The sequence below is a fragment of the Arthrobacter sp. LAPM80 genome (assembly GCF_046736435.1).
Taxonomy (GTDB): domain Bacteria; phylum Actinomycetota; class Actinomycetes; order Actinomycetales; family Micrococcaceae; genus Specibacter.
Genome location: NZ_JBCHVD010000006.1, coordinates 115,126 through 135,870, shown reverse-complemented (window position 1 = coordinate 135,870; position 20,745 = coordinate 115,126). Strand labels below are relative to the sequence as shown.

The 20,745-nt window shown below is 64.7% G+C and carries 19 protein-coding genes and 1 pseudogene; 15 read left to right on the top strand and 5 right to left on the bottom strand.

Features of this window, described 5'->3' with window-relative positions; translation table 11 throughout:
- Positions 1-12 precede the first annotated feature (12 nt).
- The 3 genes from AAGW05_RS08450 to AAGW05_RS08440 all read right to left on the bottom strand — a co-directional run bounded on the left by AAGW05_RS08450 (position 13) and on the right by AAGW05_RS08440 (position 2,554).
- On the bottom strand, positions 13-690 hold the full coding sequence (locus AAGW05_RS08450) for an ABC transporter permease (protein ID WP_411804129.1): 678 nt from the start codon (positions 688-690) through the stop codon (positions 13-15).
- A gap of 86 nt (positions 691-776) precedes the next feature.
- Positions 777-1,445, bottom strand: coding sequence for an ABC transporter permease (locus tag AAGW05_RS08445; protein WP_411804061.1), 669 nt, complete (start codon positions 1,443-1,445; stop codon positions 777-779).
- The gene (locus AAGW05_RS08440; RefSeq protein ID WP_411804128.1) at positions 1,445-2,554 is read right to left on the bottom strand and encodes an ABC transporter ATP-binding protein; all 1,110 of its coding nucleotides are present in this window, start codon (positions 2,552-2,554) and stop codon (positions 1,445-1,447) included. Before AAGW05_RS08440 ends, AAGW05_RS08445 begins: the two co-directional genes overlap by 1 nt.
- 271 nt (positions 2,555-2,825) lie before the next feature.
- Here AAGW05_RS08440 and AAGW05_RS08435 point away from each other — a divergent pair, with 271 nt between their 5' ends.
- The 7 genes and pseudogenes from AAGW05_RS08435 (at position 2,826) to AAGW05_RS08405 (ending at position 9,696) form a co-directional block, all read left to right on the top strand.
- On the top strand, positions 2,826-3,842 hold the full coding sequence (locus AAGW05_RS08435; RefSeq protein ID WP_411804060.1) for a glutathione S-transferase family protein: 1,017 nt from the start codon (positions 2,826-2,828) through the stop codon (positions 3,840-3,842).
- Between the two features lie 119 nt (positions 3,843-3,961).
- Entirely contained in the window at positions 3,962-4,453 is a 492-nt protein-coding gene (locus AAGW05_RS08430; RefSeq protein ID WP_411804059.1) for a MarR family winged helix-turn-helix transcriptional regulator, read from the top strand.
- 170 nt (positions 4,454-4,623) lie between these two features.
- Positions 4,624-5,685: an ABC transporter substrate-binding protein gene (locus AAGW05_RS08425; protein ID WP_411804058.1), complete on the top strand. Its 1,062-nt coding sequence runs from the start codon at positions 4,624-4,626 to the stop codon at positions 5,683-5,685.
- Positions 5,686-5,695: 10 nt separating this feature from the next.
- Positions 5,696-6,784, top strand: coding sequence for a FecCD family ABC transporter permease (locus AAGW05_RS08420; protein WP_411804057.1), 1,089 nt, complete (start codon positions 5,696-5,698; stop codon positions 6,782-6,784).
- The gene (locus tag AAGW05_RS08415) at positions 6,781-7,821 is read left to right on the top strand and encodes a FecCD family ABC transporter permease (protein ID WP_411804056.1); all 1,041 of its coding nucleotides are present in this window, start codon (positions 6,781-6,783) and stop codon (positions 7,819-7,821) included. The genes AAGW05_RS08420 and AAGW05_RS08415 overlap by 4 nt, the downstream gene beginning before the upstream one ends.
- A gap of 1 nt (position 7,822) precedes the next feature.
- Positions 7,823-8,722 (top strand): annotated as a pseudogene (locus tag AAGW05_RS08410) (ABC transporter ATP-binding protein).
- Positions 8,719-9,696 carry a siderophore-interacting protein gene (locus AAGW05_RS08405; protein WP_411804055.1) on the top strand — a complete coding sequence of 326 codons (978 nt, stop codon included), beginning with the start codon at positions 8,719-8,721 and terminating at the stop codon, positions 9,694-9,696. Before AAGW05_RS08410 ends, AAGW05_RS08405 begins: the two are co-directional and overlap by 4 nt.
- A 134-nt stretch (positions 9,697-9,830) precedes the next feature.
- On the opposite strand, the gene AAGW05_RS08400 is transcribed toward AAGW05_RS08405, so the two are convergent.
- Entirely contained in the window at positions 9,831-10,304 is a 474-nt protein-coding gene (locus AAGW05_RS08400) for a MarR family winged helix-turn-helix transcriptional regulator (protein WP_411804054.1), read from the bottom strand.
- A gap of 103 nt (positions 10,305-10,407) precedes the next feature.
- On the opposite strand from AAGW05_RS08400, the gene AAGW05_RS08395 reads away from it, so the two are divergent.
- Positions 10,408-12,297, top strand: coding sequence for an ABC transporter ATP-binding protein (locus AAGW05_RS08395; RefSeq protein ID WP_411804053.1), 1,890 nt, complete (start codon positions 10,408-10,410; stop codon positions 12,295-12,297).
- 89 nt (positions 12,298-12,386) lie between these two features.
- Here the strand turns inward: AAGW05_RS08395 and AAGW05_RS08390 are convergent, their stop codons facing one another.
- Positions 12,387-13,736 (bottom strand): MFS transporter, encoded by a 1,350-nt coding sequence (locus AAGW05_RS08390; protein WP_411804052.1) that lies wholly within the window; start codon positions 13,734-13,736, stop codon positions 12,387-12,389.
- A 108-nt stretch (positions 13,737-13,844) separates the two neighbouring features.
- Between AAGW05_RS08390 and AAGW05_RS08385 the strand changes: the two genes are divergently transcribed.
- The 7 genes from AAGW05_RS08385 to AAGW05_RS08355 all read left to right on the top strand — a co-directional run bounded on the left by AAGW05_RS08385 (position 13,845) and on the right by AAGW05_RS08355 (position 20,667).
- Positions 13,845-14,627 carry an SGNH/GDSL hydrolase family protein gene (locus AAGW05_RS08385; protein ID WP_411804051.1) on the top strand — a complete coding sequence of 261 codons (783 nt, stop codon included), beginning with the start codon at positions 13,845-13,847 and terminating at the stop codon, positions 14,625-14,627.
- Positions 14,628-14,984: 357 nt separating this feature from the next.
- Entirely contained in the window at positions 14,985-15,221 is a 237-nt protein-coding gene (rpmB, locus tag AAGW05_RS08380) for a 50S ribosomal protein L28 (protein WP_411804050.1), read from the top strand.
- Positions 15,221-15,388 carry a 50S ribosomal protein L33 gene (gene rpmG / locus AAGW05_RS08375; protein ID WP_044574616.1) on the top strand — a complete coding sequence of 56 codons (168 nt, stop codon included), beginning with the start codon at positions 15,221-15,223 and terminating at the stop codon, positions 15,386-15,388. The genes rpmB and rpmG overlap by 1 nt, the downstream gene beginning before the upstream one ends.
- Positions 15,389-15,392: 4 nt before the next feature.
- Complete coding sequence (gene rpsN, locus AAGW05_RS08370) at positions 15,393-15,698, top strand: 30S ribosomal protein S14 (RefSeq protein WP_411804049.1); 306 nt, start codon at positions 15,393-15,395, stop codon at positions 15,696-15,698.
- Positions 15,699-16,040: 342 nt separating this feature from the next.
- Complete coding sequence (locus AAGW05_RS08365; protein ID WP_411804048.1) at positions 16,041-16,322, top strand: HU family DNA-binding protein; 282 nt, start codon at positions 16,041-16,043, stop codon at positions 16,320-16,322.
- A 185-nt stretch (positions 16,323-16,507) separates the two neighbouring features.
- On the top strand, positions 16,508-18,742 hold the full coding sequence (locus AAGW05_RS08360) for a cytochrome c oxidase assembly protein (RefSeq protein ID WP_411804047.1): 2,235 nt from the start codon (positions 16,508-16,510) through the stop codon (positions 18,740-18,742).
- Positions 18,742-20,667 carry an NHL domain-containing thioredoxin family protein gene (locus AAGW05_RS08355; protein WP_411804046.1) on the top strand — a complete coding sequence of 642 codons (1,926 nt, stop codon included), beginning with the start codon at positions 18,742-18,744 and terminating at the stop codon, positions 20,665-20,667. The genes AAGW05_RS08360 and AAGW05_RS08355 overlap by 1 nt, the downstream gene beginning before the upstream one ends.
- Positions 20,668-20,745: the final 78 nt, after the last annotated feature.

Here is a 20,745-nt window from a genome sequence, read left to right as displayed (position 1 = left end):
AATGCTTCACACTTATGGTGCCACGGCCGGGGAATCGAGCCCCGACCCGGGTGAAACTTTACGCAGCCCCGGCGAAACCAGTGCACGCTGCAGAAGCGCCAAAATGCCGTCCAGTGCGATTGCCACCACGGCAATCACCACCGCACCTCCCAATACCTGACCGTAATCCTGCACGGCGAGGCCGTCAATGATGTACCGGCCCAGACCGCCAAGGCTGATGAACGCGACAACCGCCACAGTCGAGACCACCTGCAGCACCGCCGAGCGGAAACCGCCCAGCATGACGGCAAGCCCGTTGGGGACTTCCACGCCGAACAGGATTTGCGGTTCGGTCATGCCCATGGCGCGCGCCGAGTCCACCACGTCGCGGTCAACCGCCGAAATTCCGGCATACGTGCCCGTCAGGATGGGCGGAACGGCAAGCAGCACAAGCGACCAAATGGCAGGCATGAGCGAGAGCGTGGACGTGGCGATCAGGGCAAACAGGGTCATGATGCCCAGTGTGGGCAGCGCACGCAGCATCCCTGCCATGGAAACCACGACGACGCGTCCCCGGCCGGTGTGCCCAACGTACAGGCCGATCGGTATGGCAATGGCAAGGGAGATCAGCAGGGTCAGGCCGGTGTATCCAAGGTGCTCCACCACGCGGGTGGGAATGCCTGCCGAACTCTGCCAGTTCACAGGGTCAATGAGCCACTGCCAGCCCTGGGTGAACGGGTCGGCCGAGGTGTAGGTCGTGGCGGGATATGAGCTGGCCGGTGCGGTGACGGGGAAACTCACGCGGGCACCGCCGTCGTACGCGGTGCACTCTTGCCGGTGCGCAGCCACGGTGTCAGCAGCCTTTGCACCAGCACCAGCACCACGTCCATCAGCAGAGCCAGCACAAGCGTGCCAAGGATGCCGACGACGATTTCAGTGGGGAAGTTGCGCTGCAGGCCGTCGGTGAACAGGAAGCCAAGGCTGGGAATGCCAAGGAGTGATCCCACTGTCACGAGCGAGATGTTGCTGACCGAGATCACGCGCAGGCCGGCAAAGAGGACGGGGATCGACAGCGGAAGGTCGACGCTCAGGAAGCGCGGCAGCGGCTTGTAGCCCATGGCGGTGGCAGCCTGGCGCAGGTTGTCATCAACCGAGTTCAGGGCATCCAGGGTCGAGCGGACAAGCAGCGCCACGGCGTAAATGGTCAGGGCCACGATGATGTTGGTGAAGTCCAAGATCCTGGTGCCAAGAATGACAGGCAGGACAACGAACAAGGCTAGTGAGGGGACCGTGTACAGAAGCGAGCCGGCGGAGAGGATGATGCCGCCCGCCACCTTGTTCAGCCTTGCCAGCTGCGCCAGGGGGATGGCGATGATGACGCTCAGGACCAGGGGGACCACCGCCTGCACCAGGTGGTAACCGGCGAGGGTAAGGACCTCGGAACGGTTATCAAGGAACCACTGCATCAGGGCCTGCCTTCCCGTGCGGCGTCAATGGCGGCCAGCACCTCCGGCGCCCTGACCAGGCCCCTGACCCGGCCGTCGGCATCGACTGCAACGCCAAGGCCCGAGGGGGAGGAGAGGGCGGCGTCGAGCGCATTGCGCAGTGAATCCCCTGTCTGGAAGAGCGAACCGCCGGGGATCAGTTCGGGTGTGTGTGGGCCGGCGGCGCGGGATCCGGGATGCGTGCCGGGAGCCAGCCAGCCGAGCGGGTAGTTGTCGGCGTTGACCGCCAGTACCCAGCCGGCGGCAGCAACGGCGTTGTTCCTCAGGGCATCGGCATCCCACACGACCCCGTTCGACGGGTGGATCGGCACCGAATCGGCGGTGCTGAACGCCAGGTGCCTGAAGCCGCGGTCCCTGCCCACAAAATTGGCGACAAAGCTGTCAAGCGGGGCACGCAGGATCTCCTCGGGAGGGGCGTACTGGGCGATGCGGCCGCCTGTCGCAAACACGGCAACGCGGTCGCCAAGCAGGGTGGCCTCATCGATGTCGTGGGTAACAAAAATAATGGTTTTCGCCAGCTCGCGCTGCAGCCGCAGCAACTCCTGCTGGAGCTCGGCGCGCACCACGGGATCAACGGCGGAAAAAGGCTCATCCATGAGCAAAACGGGCGGGTCCGCGGCCAGCGCCCGGGCAACGCCGACGCGCTGCTGCTGCCCGCCGGAGAGCTGGTTGGGGTAGCGGGAGGCCATGGCGGCGGACAGCCCCACGGTCTCCAGCAGTTCAAGGGAGCGCGTGCGGGCCTGCGCGCGCGGCACCTTGTTCAGGCGCAGCACGGTGGAGACGTTGTCGATGACAGTGCGGTGCGGGAGCAGCCCGGCGTGCTGCATCACGTAGCCCATGGAACGCCGAAGCTCATGGGCCGGGATGGTGCCGACGTCGCGCCCGCCAACAGTGATGGTGCCCGAGGTGGGCTCCACCATGCGGTTGATCATGCGCAGCGACGTGGTTTTCCCGCAGCCCGACGGGCCAACGAAGACGGTGATTTTGCCGGTTTCAACGTTGAGATTGAGGTTTTCGACGGCCGCCGCCTGGCCCTGGTAGACCTTGCTGACACCCCGAAATTCCACCATCGCGGTGCCGGCGGGTTGCCGGGCTGCGGTGGCGATGCTCTGTGCTGCGGCACTGGTTTCCTGGGCCGCCATGTGCGGGTCCTCACTGTTGGTGACACTAACCTGCTGCCTTCGATCATAGGCAGGGAAAAATTCGAGAGTAAAGCGGACGTCTGCACGCGTTGATCCCACGCCGCGATAATACCGGGGGCCTTCCCCCTGTACGGCTTCGCAGGAGCGTTCGGAGCGGAGGCCGTAGGCGGATTGGATGCGCCGGGAATAGGCTGGTGCCATGGACACACAAGGTCAGGCAGCGGAAGCGGAATTCAGCACCAGGGGCGCGTATGTGACAGGCGATGAATTCACCAGGGACACCCATTACATCGAAACCCGGATCACCCGCGACGGCGCTGACGGCTATCCGGTTCAGGCCGGCAGGTACCGGCTCGTGGTGGCCAGGGCATGCCCGTGGGCGCACAGGTCAACCATTGTGCGCAGGCTGCTGGGCCTTGAGGAGGCCATTTCCATTGGTGTTTGCGGACCCACCCACGATGTGAGGTCCTGGTCCTTTGACCTGGATCCGGGCGGGGTGGACCCCGTGCTGGGCATTGCGCGCCTGCAGGAGGCGCACTTCAAGCGCACGCCCAACTACCCCCGCGGCATCACCGTGCCGGCCATCGTGGATGTGCCAAGCGGGGCCGTTGTGACAAACAACTTCCCGCAAATCACCCTTGACTTCTCCACCGAGTGGAGCCAGTTTCACCGCGAAGGGGCGCCTGATCTGTACCCGCAGGCCCTGCGCGAAGAGATGGCCGTGGTCAACAAGCGGATCTTCACAGAGGTCAACAACGGTGTGTACAGGTGCGGTTTTGCCGGCAGCCAGGACGCCTACGACGCCGCCTATGTGCGCCTTTTCGCCGCGCTCGACTGGCTCGAGGAACGACTTGCCGGGCAGCGCTACCTCATGGGTGATTCCATCACCGAGGCCGACGTCCGCCTGTTCACCACGCTCGTCCGCTTCGACGCCGTTTACCACGGGCACTTCAAGTGCAACCGCAACAAGCTCATCGAAATGCCCGTCCTGTGGGCCTACGCCCGCGACCTGTTCCAGACGCCCGGCTTCGGAGATACGGTGGACTTTGAGCAGATCAAGGCGCATTACTACATCGTCCACACAGACCTGAACCCCACTCAAATTGTGCCGCTGGGCCCCGACACCTCGGGATGGACGACGGCGCACGGCCGGGAAACGCTCGGCGGCTCACCCTTCGGAAACGGAACGGCCCCCACCCGCCCAGTGGACGCATGAGGGGCCAATCACGCGGGGACGCATTCCGCCGTCGGACACCAGGGCGGCAAGTGCGGCACCGTAAGCGGTGACGATGTCCTTGGCGGCCTCGAACGGCACGGCCATGAAAAGATGGCTCCATGAGTGAGTTGGATTCGCAATGGTTGACCGTCGAGGAACGCGCCGCATGGCTGGCGCTGCTGTCCACCACCACGCTGCTGCCGGGGGCACTGGAGGCCCCGCTGCAGCAGGCCGCCAAGCTCTCCCTCTTTGAGTACAACGTCCTGGCCATGCTCTCGGAGGCCGAGTCGGCGACCCTGCCCATGAGCGAGCTGGCCGCCCGGACAAGTGCGTCCCTCTCAAGGCTTTCGCATGTGGTGCGGAAGTTGTCCGGGCGCGGATATGTGGACCGGTCGGTCCATGCCGACGACGCCCGCGTCACCTCGGTGACCATCACCGATGCCGGCCTTGCGCTGGTCCGTGACCTTGCCCCGGTCCATGTTGCGTCCGTCCGGTCCCTGGTCTTTGACCCACTGGACGCAAGGGATGTTGACGACCTGGCCCGCATTGGCCGCAAGCTCATGCGCGGCATCGACGAATCGCACTGGACGCTCCGCACACCCGCCCCGTAGCGGGTTGCACTTGTGGCGCGCCCGGGGCACGTCCACGTGCCGATGGTCACATGAAACAGGCGGACAATAGGTCAGTAAAATGTTCCCTATTGCACAATTGATCCCGTAAGGTAGGTAAGGCTTACATAATAAGTGAGCGCTAAATCGTGGGATCACCGTTAGGAATTGCTATGGAATTCTCTCGTCGCCAGGGCCTGAAGCTGGGCCTGATCACATCACTTGCAGCCCTGGGCGTTGGCCTGACCGGCTGCTCAACGGGTGCTGTCGGCGGGTCCGATCCACAGAAGCAAAACGCGGACGCGGCAACCGGTTCATTCCCCGTCACCATCAAACACATCTACGGTGAGACCGTCCTCAAGACGGCACCACAGCGCATTGCCACCGTCTCGTGGGTCAATGACGACATCTCCATCGCCCTGGGCGTGATCCCTGTAGGCATGCCCAAAAACGAGTGGGGCGGCAACGCCAGTTTCTCCACCGACTGGAAGGACGCCGCCCTGAAAAAGGCGGGTGCCGCCATCGGAACCGGCAAGGCCCCGGCGCAGTATTCGGAGGCCGACGGGATCAACTTCACCGAAATCGCCAAAACCAACCCGGACATCATCCTTGCCGCCTATTCGGGCGTGACGCAGGAAGATTACGACAAGCTCAGCAAGATCGCCCCCGTGATCGCGTACCCGAAGGCGGCGTACGGCACCTCGTGGCAGGATTCCACCACTATGATCGGCGCCGCCCTTGGCCGCCCAGAGGCAGCAAAAACGCTGATTGCCGCCACCGAAAAGACCGTCAGGGACCAGGCCGCAAAGTACCCGCAGATCGCCGGCAAGACCTTCATCTACGGCAACCTGGAGCCCGAGAAGAGCGACGGCGTCAACGTCTACCTCTCGGGCGACAACCGCCCCCAGTTCCTCACCAGCATCGGCATGGTCCTTGCCCCGGTCGTGGTGGAGGCTGAAAAGAAAGCAACAGGATTTTTCCTCCCGTGGTCGGCGGAGAAGGCCAATGAACTCGATTCCCAGGTGTTCCTCAGCTGGGTTCCCGACACCAAGACCAAGGACCAGATAGCCAAGGATCCTCTGCTGGGCCAGATCCCGGCCGTGAAGGGCGGCGCCTTCGTGGCCGACACCAACGAAATGCTGACCCTTGCCATCTCCGCCTCCTCCCCGCTGAGCCTGCCCTGGGCTCTTGACGCCTTCCTGCCGCAGCTGGCAGCTGCCGCAGACAAGGCCTAGGGACAGCCCCATGACAATCGGAGCACTTGCCACAAGGGAAGGTGCGACGCCGGCAACAGCCACGTGCCCTTCCCCTCCGGGGCCGCACGGGTACGGGGTGCCGCGCGGGTACAGCAGGCGCCGGCGCATCCTGTGGCTGGCGGCGGCCCTTGCGCTGATTGTCCTTGCCTCATTGGCCGTTGGCGCACGCAGCATCGCCCCGTCAACAGTCCTTGATGCCGTGTTCCACTTTGACCCGGCCAATGGCGACCATGCCGTGGTCGCATCGCGCGTGGTGCGCACAGTCGCCGGTCTCGTGGTCGGCATGTCCCTGGGCCTTGCCGGCACGTCGATGCAGGGCGTGGCCCGGAACCCGCTTGCCGATCCGGGCATCCTTGGCGTAAATGCCGGGGCATCCCTTGCCGTGGTGGCCGGAATTTTCTTCCTTGGTGCCGCGAGTGTGTCCAGTTACCTGTGGTTCGCGTTCGCCGGCAGCGCCGTTTCCGCCGTCGTGGTTTATGCGGTTGCCAGCCTGGGCCGCAGCGGCGCCACGCCCGTCAAACTTGCCCTGGCAGGCGCCGCGATTGCCTCCGGCATGGGCTCGCTCATGAGCGCCATGCTCGTCTCAAGCCGCGACTCGCTGGAGTTGTTCCGCAGCTGGCAGGTGGGCGCGCTTGTAGGAAAATCGTGGGATTCGATCCTTTCGGTGCTGCCGTTCGTCGGTGTCGGCACCGCGATACTGTTGTGCACCGGCAGGCTTCTAAACACGCTTGCCCTGGGCGAGGACATGGCCCGCGGGCTTGGCCAGCGTCCAGGGCTGGGCCGAGCCGTCTCCGCCGTCGGGATCGTGCTGCTGTGCGGCTCGGCCGTGGCGCTGGCAGGTCCCATTGCCTTCATCGGCCTGGTGGTTCCGCACCTGCTGCGCGCCCTGGTCGGGCCCGACTACCGCTGGCTGCTGCCCCTCTCGCTTCTCGCGGCGCCTGCCGTGCTGCTACTGGCAGACGTCATGGGCCGCGTGATCCTGCTGCCGGGCGAGGTGCCCGCCGGCATCCTCGCCGCCATGATGGGTGCCCCGGTGTTCATAGCCGTGGTGCGCCGGGGAAAGCGGGCCGAGCTGTGAGCACTGTGCAAAAAGCCGTGACCGGCGCCTGGGTGCGCGGGCAGCGCACGGCGCCCCGCCGCCGTCGTGCGTTCACGTTCCTGACGTTGGGCGTGCTGGTGTTTGGGCTGCTGGCCAGCAACATCCTGCTGGGCAGCTACACCGTCACCATTCCCGACTTTTTCGCCATGCTCGGCGGAAGGACCATCCCGGGTGCGAGCTTCATCGTCATGGAGAACAAGCTGCCGCAGGCCCTGCTGGGCTTGCTGGCAGGTGCCAGCTTTGGCATGGCCGGAGCGATGTTCCAGTCGATGCTGCGCAATCCGCTCGCCAGCCCCGACATCATTGGCATCAGCTACGGGGCCAGCGCCGCCGCCGTAGCCGCCATGGTGCTGTTCGGGGCCAGCGGGGCGGGTGTATCGGCCGCCGCGATCGTTGGCGCGTTGCTGGTTGCCCTGCTCGTCACGGCACTGGCGCGCGGCCGTGGCGGCACGGGGCTGATCCTGATCGGCATCGGTGCTGCGGCGTTCATGCAGGCAGCCGTCACGTTCCTGCTCTCGCGGGCAGAGATCAACAACGCCCAGGACGTCATGGTGTGGTTGACGGGTTCGTTGAACTCGGCCAACTGGGAGCGCGTTTCCGTCCTGGCTGTGGCGATTCTGGTGCTCGTCCCCTTCACCGCGGCAGGGTCGCGCAAACTGCGCGGGCTGTCCCTGGGTGACGACACAGCCGCCGGGCTCGGCTTCAACGTGCCGCGCGCCCGCCTGCTCCTGACCCTTGTGGGCGTCCTGCTCGCCGCCTTCCCCACAGCCGCCGCCGGTCCGATCGCCTTCGTGGCGTTCCTGTCCGGTCCCATCGCCAAGCGCCTGAACCGGGGAGTCGCCTCGCTGCCGCTTGCCGCCCTGGTGGGCGCCGCGATTGTCCTGGCCGCCAACCTTGCCGCGGTGAACGCGATTCCCGGGACGTCCCTGCCCGTCGGCGTCGTCACCGGGGCTCTTGGTGCACCGTTCCTGCTGTGGCTGCTGATCTCCGCCAACCGTGCCGACCAAGGAAGCTGAGATGACCAAGCCGTCACCGCGCACCTGCGATTCACAATCCCCCGCAACGTTGTCAGCCCGCGATCTCTCGCTCGGCTACGGCGAGCGTCCCATCGTGGAGAACCTGGGCGTGGAGCTGCCCGCCGGGAAGGTGACAATCATCGTCGGCGCCAACGCCTGCGGAAAGTCGACCCTGCTGCGGGGTCTGGCCAGGCTGCTCAAGCCAAGTGCCGGCGTCGTGCATCTGAAGGGACGGGACATCCATAAGGTCCCCACCCGCGAACTTGCCCGCGAACTGGGCATCCTGGCGCAAACCCCGACGGCGCCCGACGGCATCACCGTCGCGGACCTCGTGGGGCGGGGGAGGAGCCCGCACCAGGGCTGGTTCAGGCAGTGGACAACGGCCGACGACGGCGCCGTGGCCGCCGCGCTGAACGTCACGGGCACGGCGGACCTTGCCGGGCGCAGCATTGACGAGTTGTCCGGCGGGCAGCGCCAGCGCGTGTGGATTGCGATGGCCCTGGCGCAGGAAACCGATGTCCTGCTGCTGGATGAACCGACAACCTACCTTGACCTGGCGCACTAGGTGGAGGTTTTGGATGTTGTTTCCGAGCTGAACGCCCGCCGCGGCATCACCGTGGCCATTGTGCTGCACGATTTGAACCTCGCCGCCAGATACGCGGATCACCTGATCGCCATGAAATCCGGAGCCATCGTGGCCCAGGGCGCGCCGGGCGAGGTGCTGACGGCCGGGCTGGTGCAGGAGGTGTTCGGGCTGGAATCGGTGGTGGTTGCCGACCCCGTGGTGGGCACGCCCATGGTGGTGCCCATTGGCCGGCGTGCGGCGCTCCTGGCCGATGCGGCCGCACGGAAGATATCAGATTTTGACGTTGTTGCCGAAGCGGAGGAAGTGCGGGTATGAGTTCAATGGTCCAGGAAAGCACTGTCGCGGAGGAGGATGAGGTCCGGCCGCTCCGGGCCTTTGAGCTGCGTGTCAGTTCCGTGCACCAGCTGACCCCGCACTTTTGCCGGATCACGTTTACAGGTTCCGACCTTGAACTCTTCGGCTCCAACGCCGACGGGGAAACCCTGGACCTTCGGGTCAAGGTCATGATTCCCGCCCCGGGCCGTGAGCTGCCCGAACTCAACCATGTCCGCGGTTCCCTGAAGGAGGACTGGTACCAAAACTGGCGCGCCCTGGATGAGTCGGTGCGCGGGGTGATGCGCACCTACACGGTCCGCGCCCTGCGGCCGGGGGCTCCGGCCGGCGGTTTCAAGCCTGGTGTCCGCGCCGAACTGGACATTGATTTTGTGCTGCACCTCGAGGGCGGGTCGGGCCCTGCGGCCGAGTGGGCCGCAGGGGCGAAGCCGGGGGACACCATGAGAATCATCGGCCCCTGCGCGCGCTGGGGCGAGTGCGTTGGCATTGAGTTTGCCCCCGGCGACGCTCGGCGCCTCCTGCTCGTGGGTGACGAGACAGCCGTTCCAGCCATTGCTGCCATCGTGGAGTCACTGCCGGCCCACATCGGCGGTGAGGTGGTCCTTGAGGTGCCATCGGCGTCGGACTTCCTTGACCTTGCAACGGACTCAGACGTGAAAATTTGCTGGCTGGCCCGCGGGGACAAGCCCCACGGTGAACAGCTGTCCAGGCAGGTCCGTTCGATCATTGCACCCGCGGCGTGCGAGCGGGGCCAGGAGCCCGAGGACGTGGACATCGACGGCGGCATCCTGTGGGAGACCCCGGGCGCGTCCCCCGGCCATGGACTCTATGCCTGGCTGGCCGGGGAGGCCGCGACCATCCGGGACCTGCGCCGCTACCTGGTGCGCGAGGTCGGCATGGACAGGAACTCCGTTGCGTTCATGGGCTATTGGCGCCGGGGCCAGGCGCTGCCGTAGCTGCTGTGTTTCGCGCTGCGCCGCCTGAGGCTTTTTTGACATCCGCGCCCGTCCCCCGTTTATGCGCCCCGTGGACCGGGCGCATAAACGGGGGACGGGCGCGAAAAGTGGTTTCGGTGCTGGCATGGGTGCGCTCAGTCGTGGAGCTGGCCCAGGATTCTCGCCAGTTCGGCGCGGTCGTTTTCATTGAGACGGGAAAAGTACTCGTTGGCCTTGTCGCGCCGCTGCGCCTGCACGTCCGCGAAAAGTTCCTTCCCCGCATCAGTGGCAACGATCAGGGTGGCCCGCCTGTCTGTGGGGTCCGGGTCCCTGCGCACCAGTCCCTTGGCCTCGAGTTGGTCGACCACCTCTGTGGCCGAGCGCGGTGCGATGCGCAGCCGTTCCGCCAGGTCCTTGAGCCTGACATCACCGGAACCGGAGTCGGAACCGGAGCCGGCATCGCCGGGGACCGCCGCATGAGGCCGGCGCCGCATTAAGGTCATGAGCGCACGCCACTGGTGCGGGGTCAGTTCCCAGGGGGCAAGTTGCTCGGCCCAGGTGCGGCGCAATCCGCGGAATGCTGCGTGAAACAGGTCGCCAAGGTCGGGCGTTTCGTCGGTGGGTGCCATGCACGTAAGCATACTAAGTTTGACACCCAACCACATAGTGAGGTAACCTCTGCATTAGTTGGTGCGAGCAACGCGCCCCGCACACCATCTGGAGGTGGCGCCCATGACGGAGAGCATCCGCACACAAAAAACCCGTTCTCAAAAAACCGGCCGTGAAGACCCCGGCCCCACAAATTTCAACGCTCGCGGAGACCTCAACTCCCGCGGACCTGGCCGCATTAATCCCGCCGACAGGAAGCAGATCAGGCTTCACCCCGTTGGCTTGAAGCGCATCGCAGCCCTGTTCGCGCCGCACAAGGCGAGAATTGCCGTCGTCGTACTTCTCATCAGTGTCTCCAGCCTTGTTGGACTGGCGCAACCCTTCCTGGTCCGCGGCATCATCGACACCGCACTACCCACCAAGGACCTGCCACTGCTGGCCCTGCTGGCTGGCGCCATGATCGCCGTGGCAGCCCTGACAGCGTTTATCGGCGTTATTCAGACGTGGATGACAACGGACATGGGTCAAAAAATCATGCACACGCTGCGCACCCGGCTGTTTACGCACCTGCAAAAGCAGTCGCTCGCGTTCTTCACCAGGACCCGCAGCGGCGAGGTGCAATCGCGCCTGAACAACGACATCTCAGGCATGCAGTCCGTCATCACCTCAACCGCCACGGGCATTGCCTCGAACGTGACGACCGCCGTGGCCACCGCCGCGGCCATGATCGTGCTCTCCCCGCAGCTCTCCTTGCTGTCCCTGATAGTGATCCCGCCGTCGGTCTGGTTCTCCCGCCGCGTGGCCCTGCTGCGGCGCGACATTACCGGGGCCATGCAGGCCGAACTGGCCACCATGAACACCTATGTCGAAGAAGGCCTGAGCATCTCCGGGGTGCGCCTGGCCAAAACGCTCGGCACCACCGGCCGTGACGCCGCCCGCTACACCGAAAGTTCCCAGCGGCTGATCGGTTTGGAACTACGTTCACAGCTGGCCGGCCGCTGGCGGATGGCCACCATGGGCATCATCTTTTCCGCCATCCCCGCGCTGATTTACTTCGTCGGCGGACTGCCCGGTACCACGTTAAGCATCGGTACCATCGTGGCGTTCACCGCACTGCAATCCACCATTTTCCGCCCCATCATGGGCCTGCTCAACCTCGGCGTTCAGTGGGTCAGCGCCATGGCCTTGTTCAGCCGCATCTTCGAATACCTGGACATGGTTCCGGATATCACGGCCCCTGCCGCGCCGGTTGAGTTGGATCCTGCCACGGTGCGCGGTGAGGTTCGCTTTGACAACGTCCATTTCGCGTACGACGACGGCCCTGACGTCCTGCGTGGAATCGACCTTGCGCTTCCCGCGGGCACAACCACAGCCGTGGTTGGCCCCACAGGTTCGGGCAAGTCAACGCTGGGTGCGCTGCTGCCCCGTCTGCACGATGTCACGGCCGGGCGCGTCACGATTGACGGCGTGAACGTCAGGGACATCGCCCCTGACGTGCTGGCCCGGATTGTGGGCGTCGTGTCCCAGGAAAGCTACCTTGTGCACGCTTCTATCCGCGAAAACCTGCAGCTGGCTGCCCCGGATGCCGACGATGCAACCCTCTGGAAGGCCCTCGCATCGGCCCAAATTGACGACCTTGTGGCAGGTCTTTCCGAAGGGCTTGACACCCTGGTGGGAGCCCGCGGGCACCGCTTCTCGGGCGGCGAGCAGCAACGGCTGGCCATTGCAAGGACCATCCTGCGCAACCCCCGGGTACTGGTGCTCGATGAAGCAACCTCGGCCCTGGATAACACCACGGAGGCCGCAGTTCAGCTCGCCCTTGACCATCTGGCCCTTGGCCGCACCACGCTGACAATTGCCCACAGGCTGAGCACCGTGGAGGACGCGGACCAGCTCGCCGTGCTCGCAGGCGGGGAACTCGTTGAAGTCGGCACGCCGTCGGACCTGCAGGGTGCAGGGGGAGCGTACGCCGCACTCATTGCAGCGGGCGAGGAGCTCGAACCGGTCGCGTAAACGACCCGCCGAGGAGCCCATGACACCGAAATGGTCATCCGCGGTTGATATATCAGCAGCGGATGACCGTTTCGACGTCCCGGCTGTCCCTACGCTGCAGCCGCCCGCCGTGAGACGAGCACTGTCGCCAGGCCCAGGGCGCAGGCCACCGCGAACGCCATGATGTAGCCGGACTCGCCGATTCCGAGCAGGGCCGCAAAAATGGCCCCCACGACGCCAAGGACAGTTGCCGTCAGCAGGGTCTCGCTCAGCTGCAGCGCCGACGCGTTCGTGCCCTGCTCGCTCGGGGCCGACTCGGCCAGCACCAGCACCGACTGGGTCGGGTACGCAACACCAATGCCGAATCCCGCCGCGGCCCAGCCCACCCAGGCAATCCACACGGGCCAGCCGGGCAGCAGCACGAGCACGGAAATCAGCATGCCGAGCAGCATGAACGACGCGCCCCACCGAATGCACGTCCCGGGCGCGAGTTTTCCGCGGGCGCCGAGGCCGGCACCCACGGCCCAGGCCACCCCGCCCACTGTCAGCGACAAGCCCGCCAGCCACGCGGTCAGGTTCCGCTGGTCGATCATGAACAGCGGAAGGTAGACGTCGGCAACCGTGAATGCTGTGCCCATGAGCCCGCGCATCAGGATCAGTGACGGCAGCCCGCGCGCCGCCCGCAACGTGCCCTTGGGCAGGAGGATGTTCACCGCCACGGCAAGAAGCACGACGGCGGCGCCCAGTTGGGCGGGCCACCACGGTTGGGTGCGTGCGCTGGCATGGCCGAGCAACAGCACCGCCGCCGAGGCCACGACGGCCCACTGGGGCTTGCGCCACAGCTTCCTCGGACGGTCCCCGGCCAGCGGAACGGACTCGTTCATCCGCGTTCCACGGCTCCCTCGCACCACCATGGCCACGGCGACAAGGGCCAGGACCGGAACCGTGCCAAACACCCAGCGCCACCCAAAGTGGTCCGTGACAACACCGCTCAGGGCCGGCCCGATAACGGATGGCAGCAGCCAGGCGGCGGCAAGCGCGCCGAACATTTTGGGGCGCAGGTGGGCCGGGAACACCCGCGCGATGCCCACATACAGGGCCACGCCGTCGAGCCCGGAACCCAGCCCTGTCAGCGCCCGTGCGGCAACCAAAAATTCCATGGTGGGTGCGAACGCGGCAAGGAACATGCCGGCAACGTAAATGCCGACACCTGTCAGCAGCGGTTTCGCCGGCCCCGAGCTGTCAATCCACAGGGCCGCGAGCGTCATCGAGACAACGGAGGTTGCCATGGTGATGCCGAAGGCCAGTCCGTACAGCGGCAGTCCGCCTAATTCCCTGGCGGCCGCCGGCATTGCGGTGGTGATGGCCGCCGTTGAATAGGCGACCATGAAGGCCAGGCCGAAGAATCCCATCGTGGCGCCACGGTACTGGCTGCCCCAAATGGTGGCCGGGGAACTCACGCGGGGAATGAGAGAAACGAAGTCATAGGATTAGCCTAGTTAACGATTGGGCGAAAAAGAGACCGCACGTGGAACCGGCCCCGGGCCGGACCCGCGGCAAGGAGCAGCGTGGAATTCTCGGCACGGTACGTGGCATTGGGCGACTCATTCACCGAAGGCCTGGGCGACACCGACCCTGCCCTTCCCAACCAGGTCCGCGGGTGGGCGGACAGGACGGCCCAGCAGCTTGCCCTGGCCCACCCGGAGGAGTCCTTGGGGTACGCAAACCTTGCCATCCGCGGCAAGAAAATGAACCAGATCCTCACGGAGCAAATCGATGCAGCCGTGGCCATGAATCCAACACTTGTCACCATTTACTCAGGCATCAATGACATCCTGCGCCCCAAGGTGGACATTGATGCCATGATCGCCAACTATTCAGATGGCATCGCCAAATTGGCGGCGACAGGTGCCCGGATCCTCATCTTCACCGGGTACGACGCCAGCAGCTCCAAGGTGTTCGCGAGCATCCGGGGCCGCACGGCCGTCTACAACGAACTTGTCCGCGAAGTGGCCGAAAACCATGGCGCCGAACTTGTCGACTACTGGCGCTTTCGCGAGTACGACGACTGGCGCCTGTGGGGCATCGACCGCATGCACATGTCCACCCCGGGCCACGTCAACATGGCCAACAGGGTGCTTGAGCAGCTGGGTGAAACAGTGCACATCCCCATGCCCGCACTGCCGCCCATCACCGTCAGGACGACGGCGGAAACCCTCAGGGACAATGCCGCCTGGACCAAGGAATACGTTGGTCCCTGGGTGAGCCGGCGCCTGCGCGGGGTGTCCTCCGGAGATAACCTCAGCGCCCGCTGGCCCTCCCTGCGCCCGCCCACATTTCCCCAAGACTAAGGTGTGACGCCGGAGCCTGGCCTGTGCAGGGCCGACGGGGACATCACGTCAGCGCCGGCTTCCGCGTTCATCGGGCCGGTGTGGTATGCCAATTAGGGTAAAACGGCCCCCAGCAACTAGACTGGGTAGGCGCTAGGTAGCGCGGAGCGTGTGCAATTGCTCCGGTTTGCGGTGATTATGCTCCCGTTGGCCGGTAGTTAGGGGCTCAAGTTGCGTGCATTCGGGTATTCGCTTCGATGGCCTTTTCCTCATCATCATGTAAATGGCGGTTGGGAACAATGCTGTCCAAGGGCGGACGCTGCCTCGTTGCACGGTTTACAGCAGTGAACCGTTTCCATTCATTTTTTAGGAGTGATCATGGCAGCACATTGCCAGGTGACTGGAGCCGAGCCGGGCTTCGGACATAGCATTTCGCACTCGCACCGCCGCAACAAGCGTCGGTTCGATCCGAACATTCAGAAGAAGCGCTACTGGGTTCCGTCCCTGCGCCGTAATGTAACCCTGCAGGTTTCTGCACGGGGTATCAAGGTCATCGATGTACGCGGTATTGACTCCGTCGTTACTCAGATTCTGGCACGTGGGGTGAAGCTCTAATGGCGAAAGACAAGGACGTACGTCCGATCATCAAGCTCAAGAGCACCGCGGGTACCGGTTTCACGTACGTAACCCGCAAGAACCGTCGTAACACTCCGGACCGCTTGGTTCTGAAGAAGTACGATCCCAAGATCCGTCAGCACGTCGAATTCCGAGAGGAGCGCTAAGACTATGGCTAAGAAGTCCATGATCGCGAAGAACGAGCAGCGCAAGGTCATCGTAGAGCGTTACGCCGAAAAGCGTCTCGCCCTGAAGAAGGCCCTCGTTAGCCCGACCTCCACTCCGGAAGAGAAGGAAGCAGCCCGTTTGGGTCTGCAGAAGCTCCCCCGCAACGCATCGCCGGTACGTGTTCGTAACCGCGACGCCATTGACGGCCGTCCCCGTGGAACGCTCCAGAAGTTCGGCATCTCCCGTGTACGCTTCCGCAAGATGGCGCACGCTGGCGAACTGCCCGGTATCAAGAAGTCCAGCTGGTAATCACTGATTTTCAGCTCTAAAAGGGTGGTGACCGTAACGGTCGCCGCCCTTTTTGCTGCCCTTTTTTCAAAAACATGGGAATCTCCGGACCGGGCATCCATCATCATTTCGTGGTCGCTTCTTGGCAGGCCGTGCTGTGACGGGGCCGGCAAGCGCCGAAAAAGGACCCTAAAGGTCTCGGCTGAGAGCGAAATCTCCCTGCAATCCGGGAAATTTGTCTTTGAAAACGCTGAAAAACGCCGAAATTTACCGGAATGGCGCGGATTTGCTGGTAAGTTCGCTAGCAGTGGTTGACACGCAACCGCGTGGAATTGGATTCACTTTACGTCCAGGAGGACAAACATGGCTAAGAATCGTAGCGAACTGGTTGCTGAAGTTGCCGCAAAGGCCGAGACCAGCCAGACCGCAGTAAATGGCGTTCTGGATGCACTCTTCTCGGTATTCGAGAGCTCCGTTGCAGCCGGCGAAAAAATCACCATCCCGGGCTGGCTCTCCGTTGAGCGCACCGACCGTGCAGCTCGCACCGGCCGCAACCCGCAGACCGGCGAGACCATCCAGATCGCAGCAGGCCACAGCGTGAAGCTCTCCGCTGGTTCCAAGCTGAAGGCTGCTGTCAAGAAGTAATTTCTTCACAGAACCCAGGTGTGGGCGGTCGGCGAAAGCCGGCCGCCCACACTTGTCTAAGGCTCCGGCGGATGGCACCGCCACCGGGGACTGCGCAGCCTCCCCGACGCTTTTTTGGCGTCCCGGCACTTTCCTGAGAGATCGCTGATTCGCCCGATGTTCACCGGGTGCAGGAGAATAAAGGGGTGTCACCCCTAGATCCCTCCCCCGCCACCACTGTCCATCCTGCTCCCACCTCCCACGGAGGTGCCTTTGCCGACGGCATTCGCAGCCGGTGGTGGTGGTTGGGGCTGGTTGCCGCGGTGGCCGCCGTCGTGCTTTCCCTCCTGTGGACAGGTGCAACGGCCGTGGCCGAGCTGGCCGATCCGGGCGCCTTCACGCGGTGGGGGCTGCCGTTGGCAACCACCATCCACAACCTTGCGCTGTCTGCCCTGATCGGGTCCCTGGTGTTTGCCGTGGTGATCCTGCCCAAGGACCTCAAGGCGCACAGGCCGCGCTCCGGTGTGCACAAGGTCGACGCCGCCAAACGCGACCACATCCCCGAACACCCCGCCTTTGCCCGGGCCATGGCACTGGCAATGGTGGCCGGCGGGATATGGACTGTCTCGGCCATTGCCGTGTTGGTCCTGACCTACTCGAGCATTTCCGGGCTCCCGCTATCGGGCACCTCCGATTACACCAACATGCTGGTGTTCTTCATGACCGAGCTGCCTGTGGGCCAGGCCTGGCTCATCGTGACCATCGTTGCCGCCGTCGTCACCACACTCGTCATTGGCCTGCGCAACATCAGCGCCCTGGCTGTGCCGCTGGTGCTTGCCCTGCTGTCCTTCATCCCGCAGGCGTTGATTGGCCACTCGGCCTCAAGCGCCGATCACGAGGGTGCCGTGAATTCGCTGTTCCTTCACATCACGGGCGCGTCGCTGTGGGTCGGTGGAATCATCGCACTGGTGGTGGTTTCTGGTGTTCTTGGCAAGCTCACGGCCCAGACCATCAAGCGGTTCTCGGCACTGGCCCTCTTTGCCTTTGTCGCGGTGGTCGGTTCCGGGGTCATCAATGCTGCCATCCGCATCAACAACTGGCACGACCTCTTCTACTCCACCTATGGGCAGCTGATTCTTGCCAAGTTCGCCGCCACCATGGTCCTTGGCGTGATTGGTTGGATGCACCGCGAGTGGATCATTCCGCGCCTGTCCGGCGGAAGTCAAAGCAACGGCACCGCAAACACGCGGCGCCTGTTGTGGCAGCTGATCTTTGTTGAGCTGGTGATCATGGGCATTGTCAGCGGCATTGCCGTCGGGCTGAGCCGATCGGCCCCGCCCCGGTCGCGTGAGCTGTCGACGGAGGCACTGACCCCGGCCCAGATCCTCACCGGGTACCCGCTGCCGCCGGAACTTGAATTTTCCCGGTGGTTCAGCGAGTGGCGCATGGACTGGCTGTGGGCGGCCTTCGCTGTCCTGGCAGGCGCCGCGTACATCGCGGGCATTGTGAAGCTGCGCAAGCGCGGTGACAAGTGGTCGGTTCTACGCAGCATCTCCTGGTTCGTGGGACTTCTGGTCCTGGTCTACATCACCTCCGGTGGCCCCGCCGTCTACGGGGCAGTGCTTTTCAGTGCCCACATGGTTGAACACATGGCGCTGATGGTTGTTGCCCCGCTCTTCCTTGCGCTGGGTTCACCGATCTCCCTGGCCCTGCAGGCGCTGACGCCACGCAGGGACGGCTCCCGCGGCATCCGCGAATGGATTCTTGTCCTGGTCCATTCCAAGTACTCCAAGGTCATCACGCACCCGTTGTTTGCTGCGGCGAACTTCTCCGGCTCCCTGATCCTGTTCTACTACTCACCGGCATTCAACCTGGCCATGCGTTACCACGTGGGCCATGAACTGATGATCATCCACTTCACCCTTACCGGCTATATTTTCGTGCAAAGCATGATCGGTTCGGACCCGCTCCCCACCCGCGCACCCTACCCGCTGCGGTTGCTGCTCCTGCTGGCCACCATGGCCTTCCACGCGTTCTTCGGCGTGTCCCTCATGATGGCCACCTCACTGCTCTCGGGCGAGTACTTCGGCAACATGGGCCGCCCGTGGGGCGATGGGGCCCTCGTCGACCAGCAAACGGCCGGTGGCATTGCCTGGGGAGTGGGGGAGTTCCCCACCCTGATGATCGCCCTGGGCGTGGCCTACATGTGGTCAAAGTCTGACGCGCGGGAAACCAAGCGCAAGGACAGGGCGGCCGACAGGAATAAGGACGCCGAACTCGGCGCTTACAATGACATGTTTGCCCAGCTCGCAGCGCGCGACGCCGCACGGACGCCGTCGAACAGCGGCCCCGCCATGCCAAACCTGCCCCACATCACCAGCACCAGCACCAAGACCAGTGAGCCGGGAACCCCGGCCGGTACACAAGGAGAACCGAACTAGTGGAATCCTCAACGAAGACCAGCCCCGTCCGCGTCAGGGCATCGGAACTAGCTGGCCGCGGCTGGCTAAACACCGGCGGCGCCGAGCTGGACCTGGAAAAACTGCGCGGCAAGATCGTGCTCTTGGATTTCTGGACGTTCTGCTGCATCAACTGCCTCCACGTCCTTGACGAGCTGCGCCCCCTCGAGGAGCAGTACAAGGACGTCCTGGTCACTGTTGGCGTGCATTCGCCCAAGTTTGAGCACGAGGCCGATCCCGTCGCCCTGGCCGCTGCCGTGGAGCGCTACGACATCCACCACCCAGTCCTGGACGATCCCGAGCTCATCACGTGGCAGGCGTATTCCGCCCGCGCCTGGCCCACCCTGGTCGTCATCGATCCCGAGGGCTACATCGTCTCGCACCTTTCCGGTGAGGGACACGCCGCCGGCCTGGCATCCTTCATTCCGGAACTCATTGCCGAGCACGAGGCCAAGGGCACCCTGCACCGCGGCGACGGGCCGTACGTTGCCCCCGAGCCCGTCTCCCGCGACCTGCGCTTCCCCGGCAAGGTCCTGCCGCTGACCGACGGCAACTTCCTTGTTTCCGACACCGGCCACCACCGCCTGGTCGAGATGGGCCCGGACCTGACCACGGTGGTCCGCACCATAGGTTCCGGCACCAAGGGCTTCCTCGACGGCTCAGCCGCCGACGCGCAGTTCAATGAGCCGCAGGGCCTGGCGCTGCTTCCGGCCGGGCTGGCGGCAGAGGTCGGGTACGACGTCGTCGTGGCCGACTCGGTGAACCACCGCCTGCGCGGCCTGGACCTGTCCACGGGGGAGGTGCGCACCCTGGTCGGAAACGGCGTGCAGCGTCTTCTTGAGGCAGGCCCCGCCCGCGTGAATGACGACGGCGGATCCGCCTCCGAGACAAGGCTCGGCACCACGCCGCTACAGATTTCGCTCTCCTCACCGTGGGACGTTGCGTACTCCTCGACGCTGAAAACCATTGTCATCGCGATGGCCGGAACGCACCAGATCTTCGACTTCGACCCTGCCAGCGGCGCCGTCACGGTCGTTGCCGGCAACGGGCTTGAGGGTCTGCTTGACGGACCGGGCGGACAGGCGTGGTTCGCCCAGCCCTCCGGCGTCACGGAGGACGCACAGGGCAATATCTGGGTTGCCGACTCCGAGACCTCGGCCCTGCGCGTGCTGAAATTCGCCGACGACGGCGCCGTGAACGTCGAAACCGCCATCGGCGAGGGCCTCTTCGACTTCGGCTTCCGCGACGGCGATGCCGCCCAGGCCCGCCTGCAGCACCCGCTGGGCGTTGCCGTGCTGCCCGACGGCTCCGTGGCCGTGGCCGACACCTACAACGGCGCCGTACGCCGCTACGACCCCGCCAGCAAAACCGTCAGCACGCTGGCGCGCGGCCTGGCCGAGCCCAGCGATGTGCTGCTCGATGAGTCGGGTGAGGTTCCGCTGCTGATTGTGGTCGAGGCCAACAAGCACCAGCTCATCCGCCTTCCCCTGCCCAAGAACGCACTCCAGGTGGACGAAGGTGCAGCCCAGACGCAGCGCCCCAAGACGCCCATTGCGCCCGGGGAACTGGCGCTGAGAATCAACTTCGCGGCTCCCACGGGGCAGAAGCTCGATGACAGGTGGGGCGATCCCACGCAGCTGAAGGTGTCCTCCACGCCGCCTGAACTGCTGATCAGCGGTGGCGGCACCTCGGTGGGCCTGTCCCGGACCCTGGTGCTGGCGGGTGATGTGCCCGAGGGCGTGCTGCACTTCACGGCCCGCGCCGCGGCGTGCGACGGTCCCGAAGACGCCAATGGCGAGATCCCGGACCACGCAGCCTGCCACCTGTACCAGCAGGACTGGGGCATCCCGGTGCTCATGAGCGCCGACGGCGCCGACGAACTGGCGCTGGACCTGCGCGGGGTCTAGCCTCCCGCGAACGCTCCGTCGGACGACGCCGGACCGCCCGCCCGCCGTCGAACGTACAGTAGGTGGCAATGTTTTTCG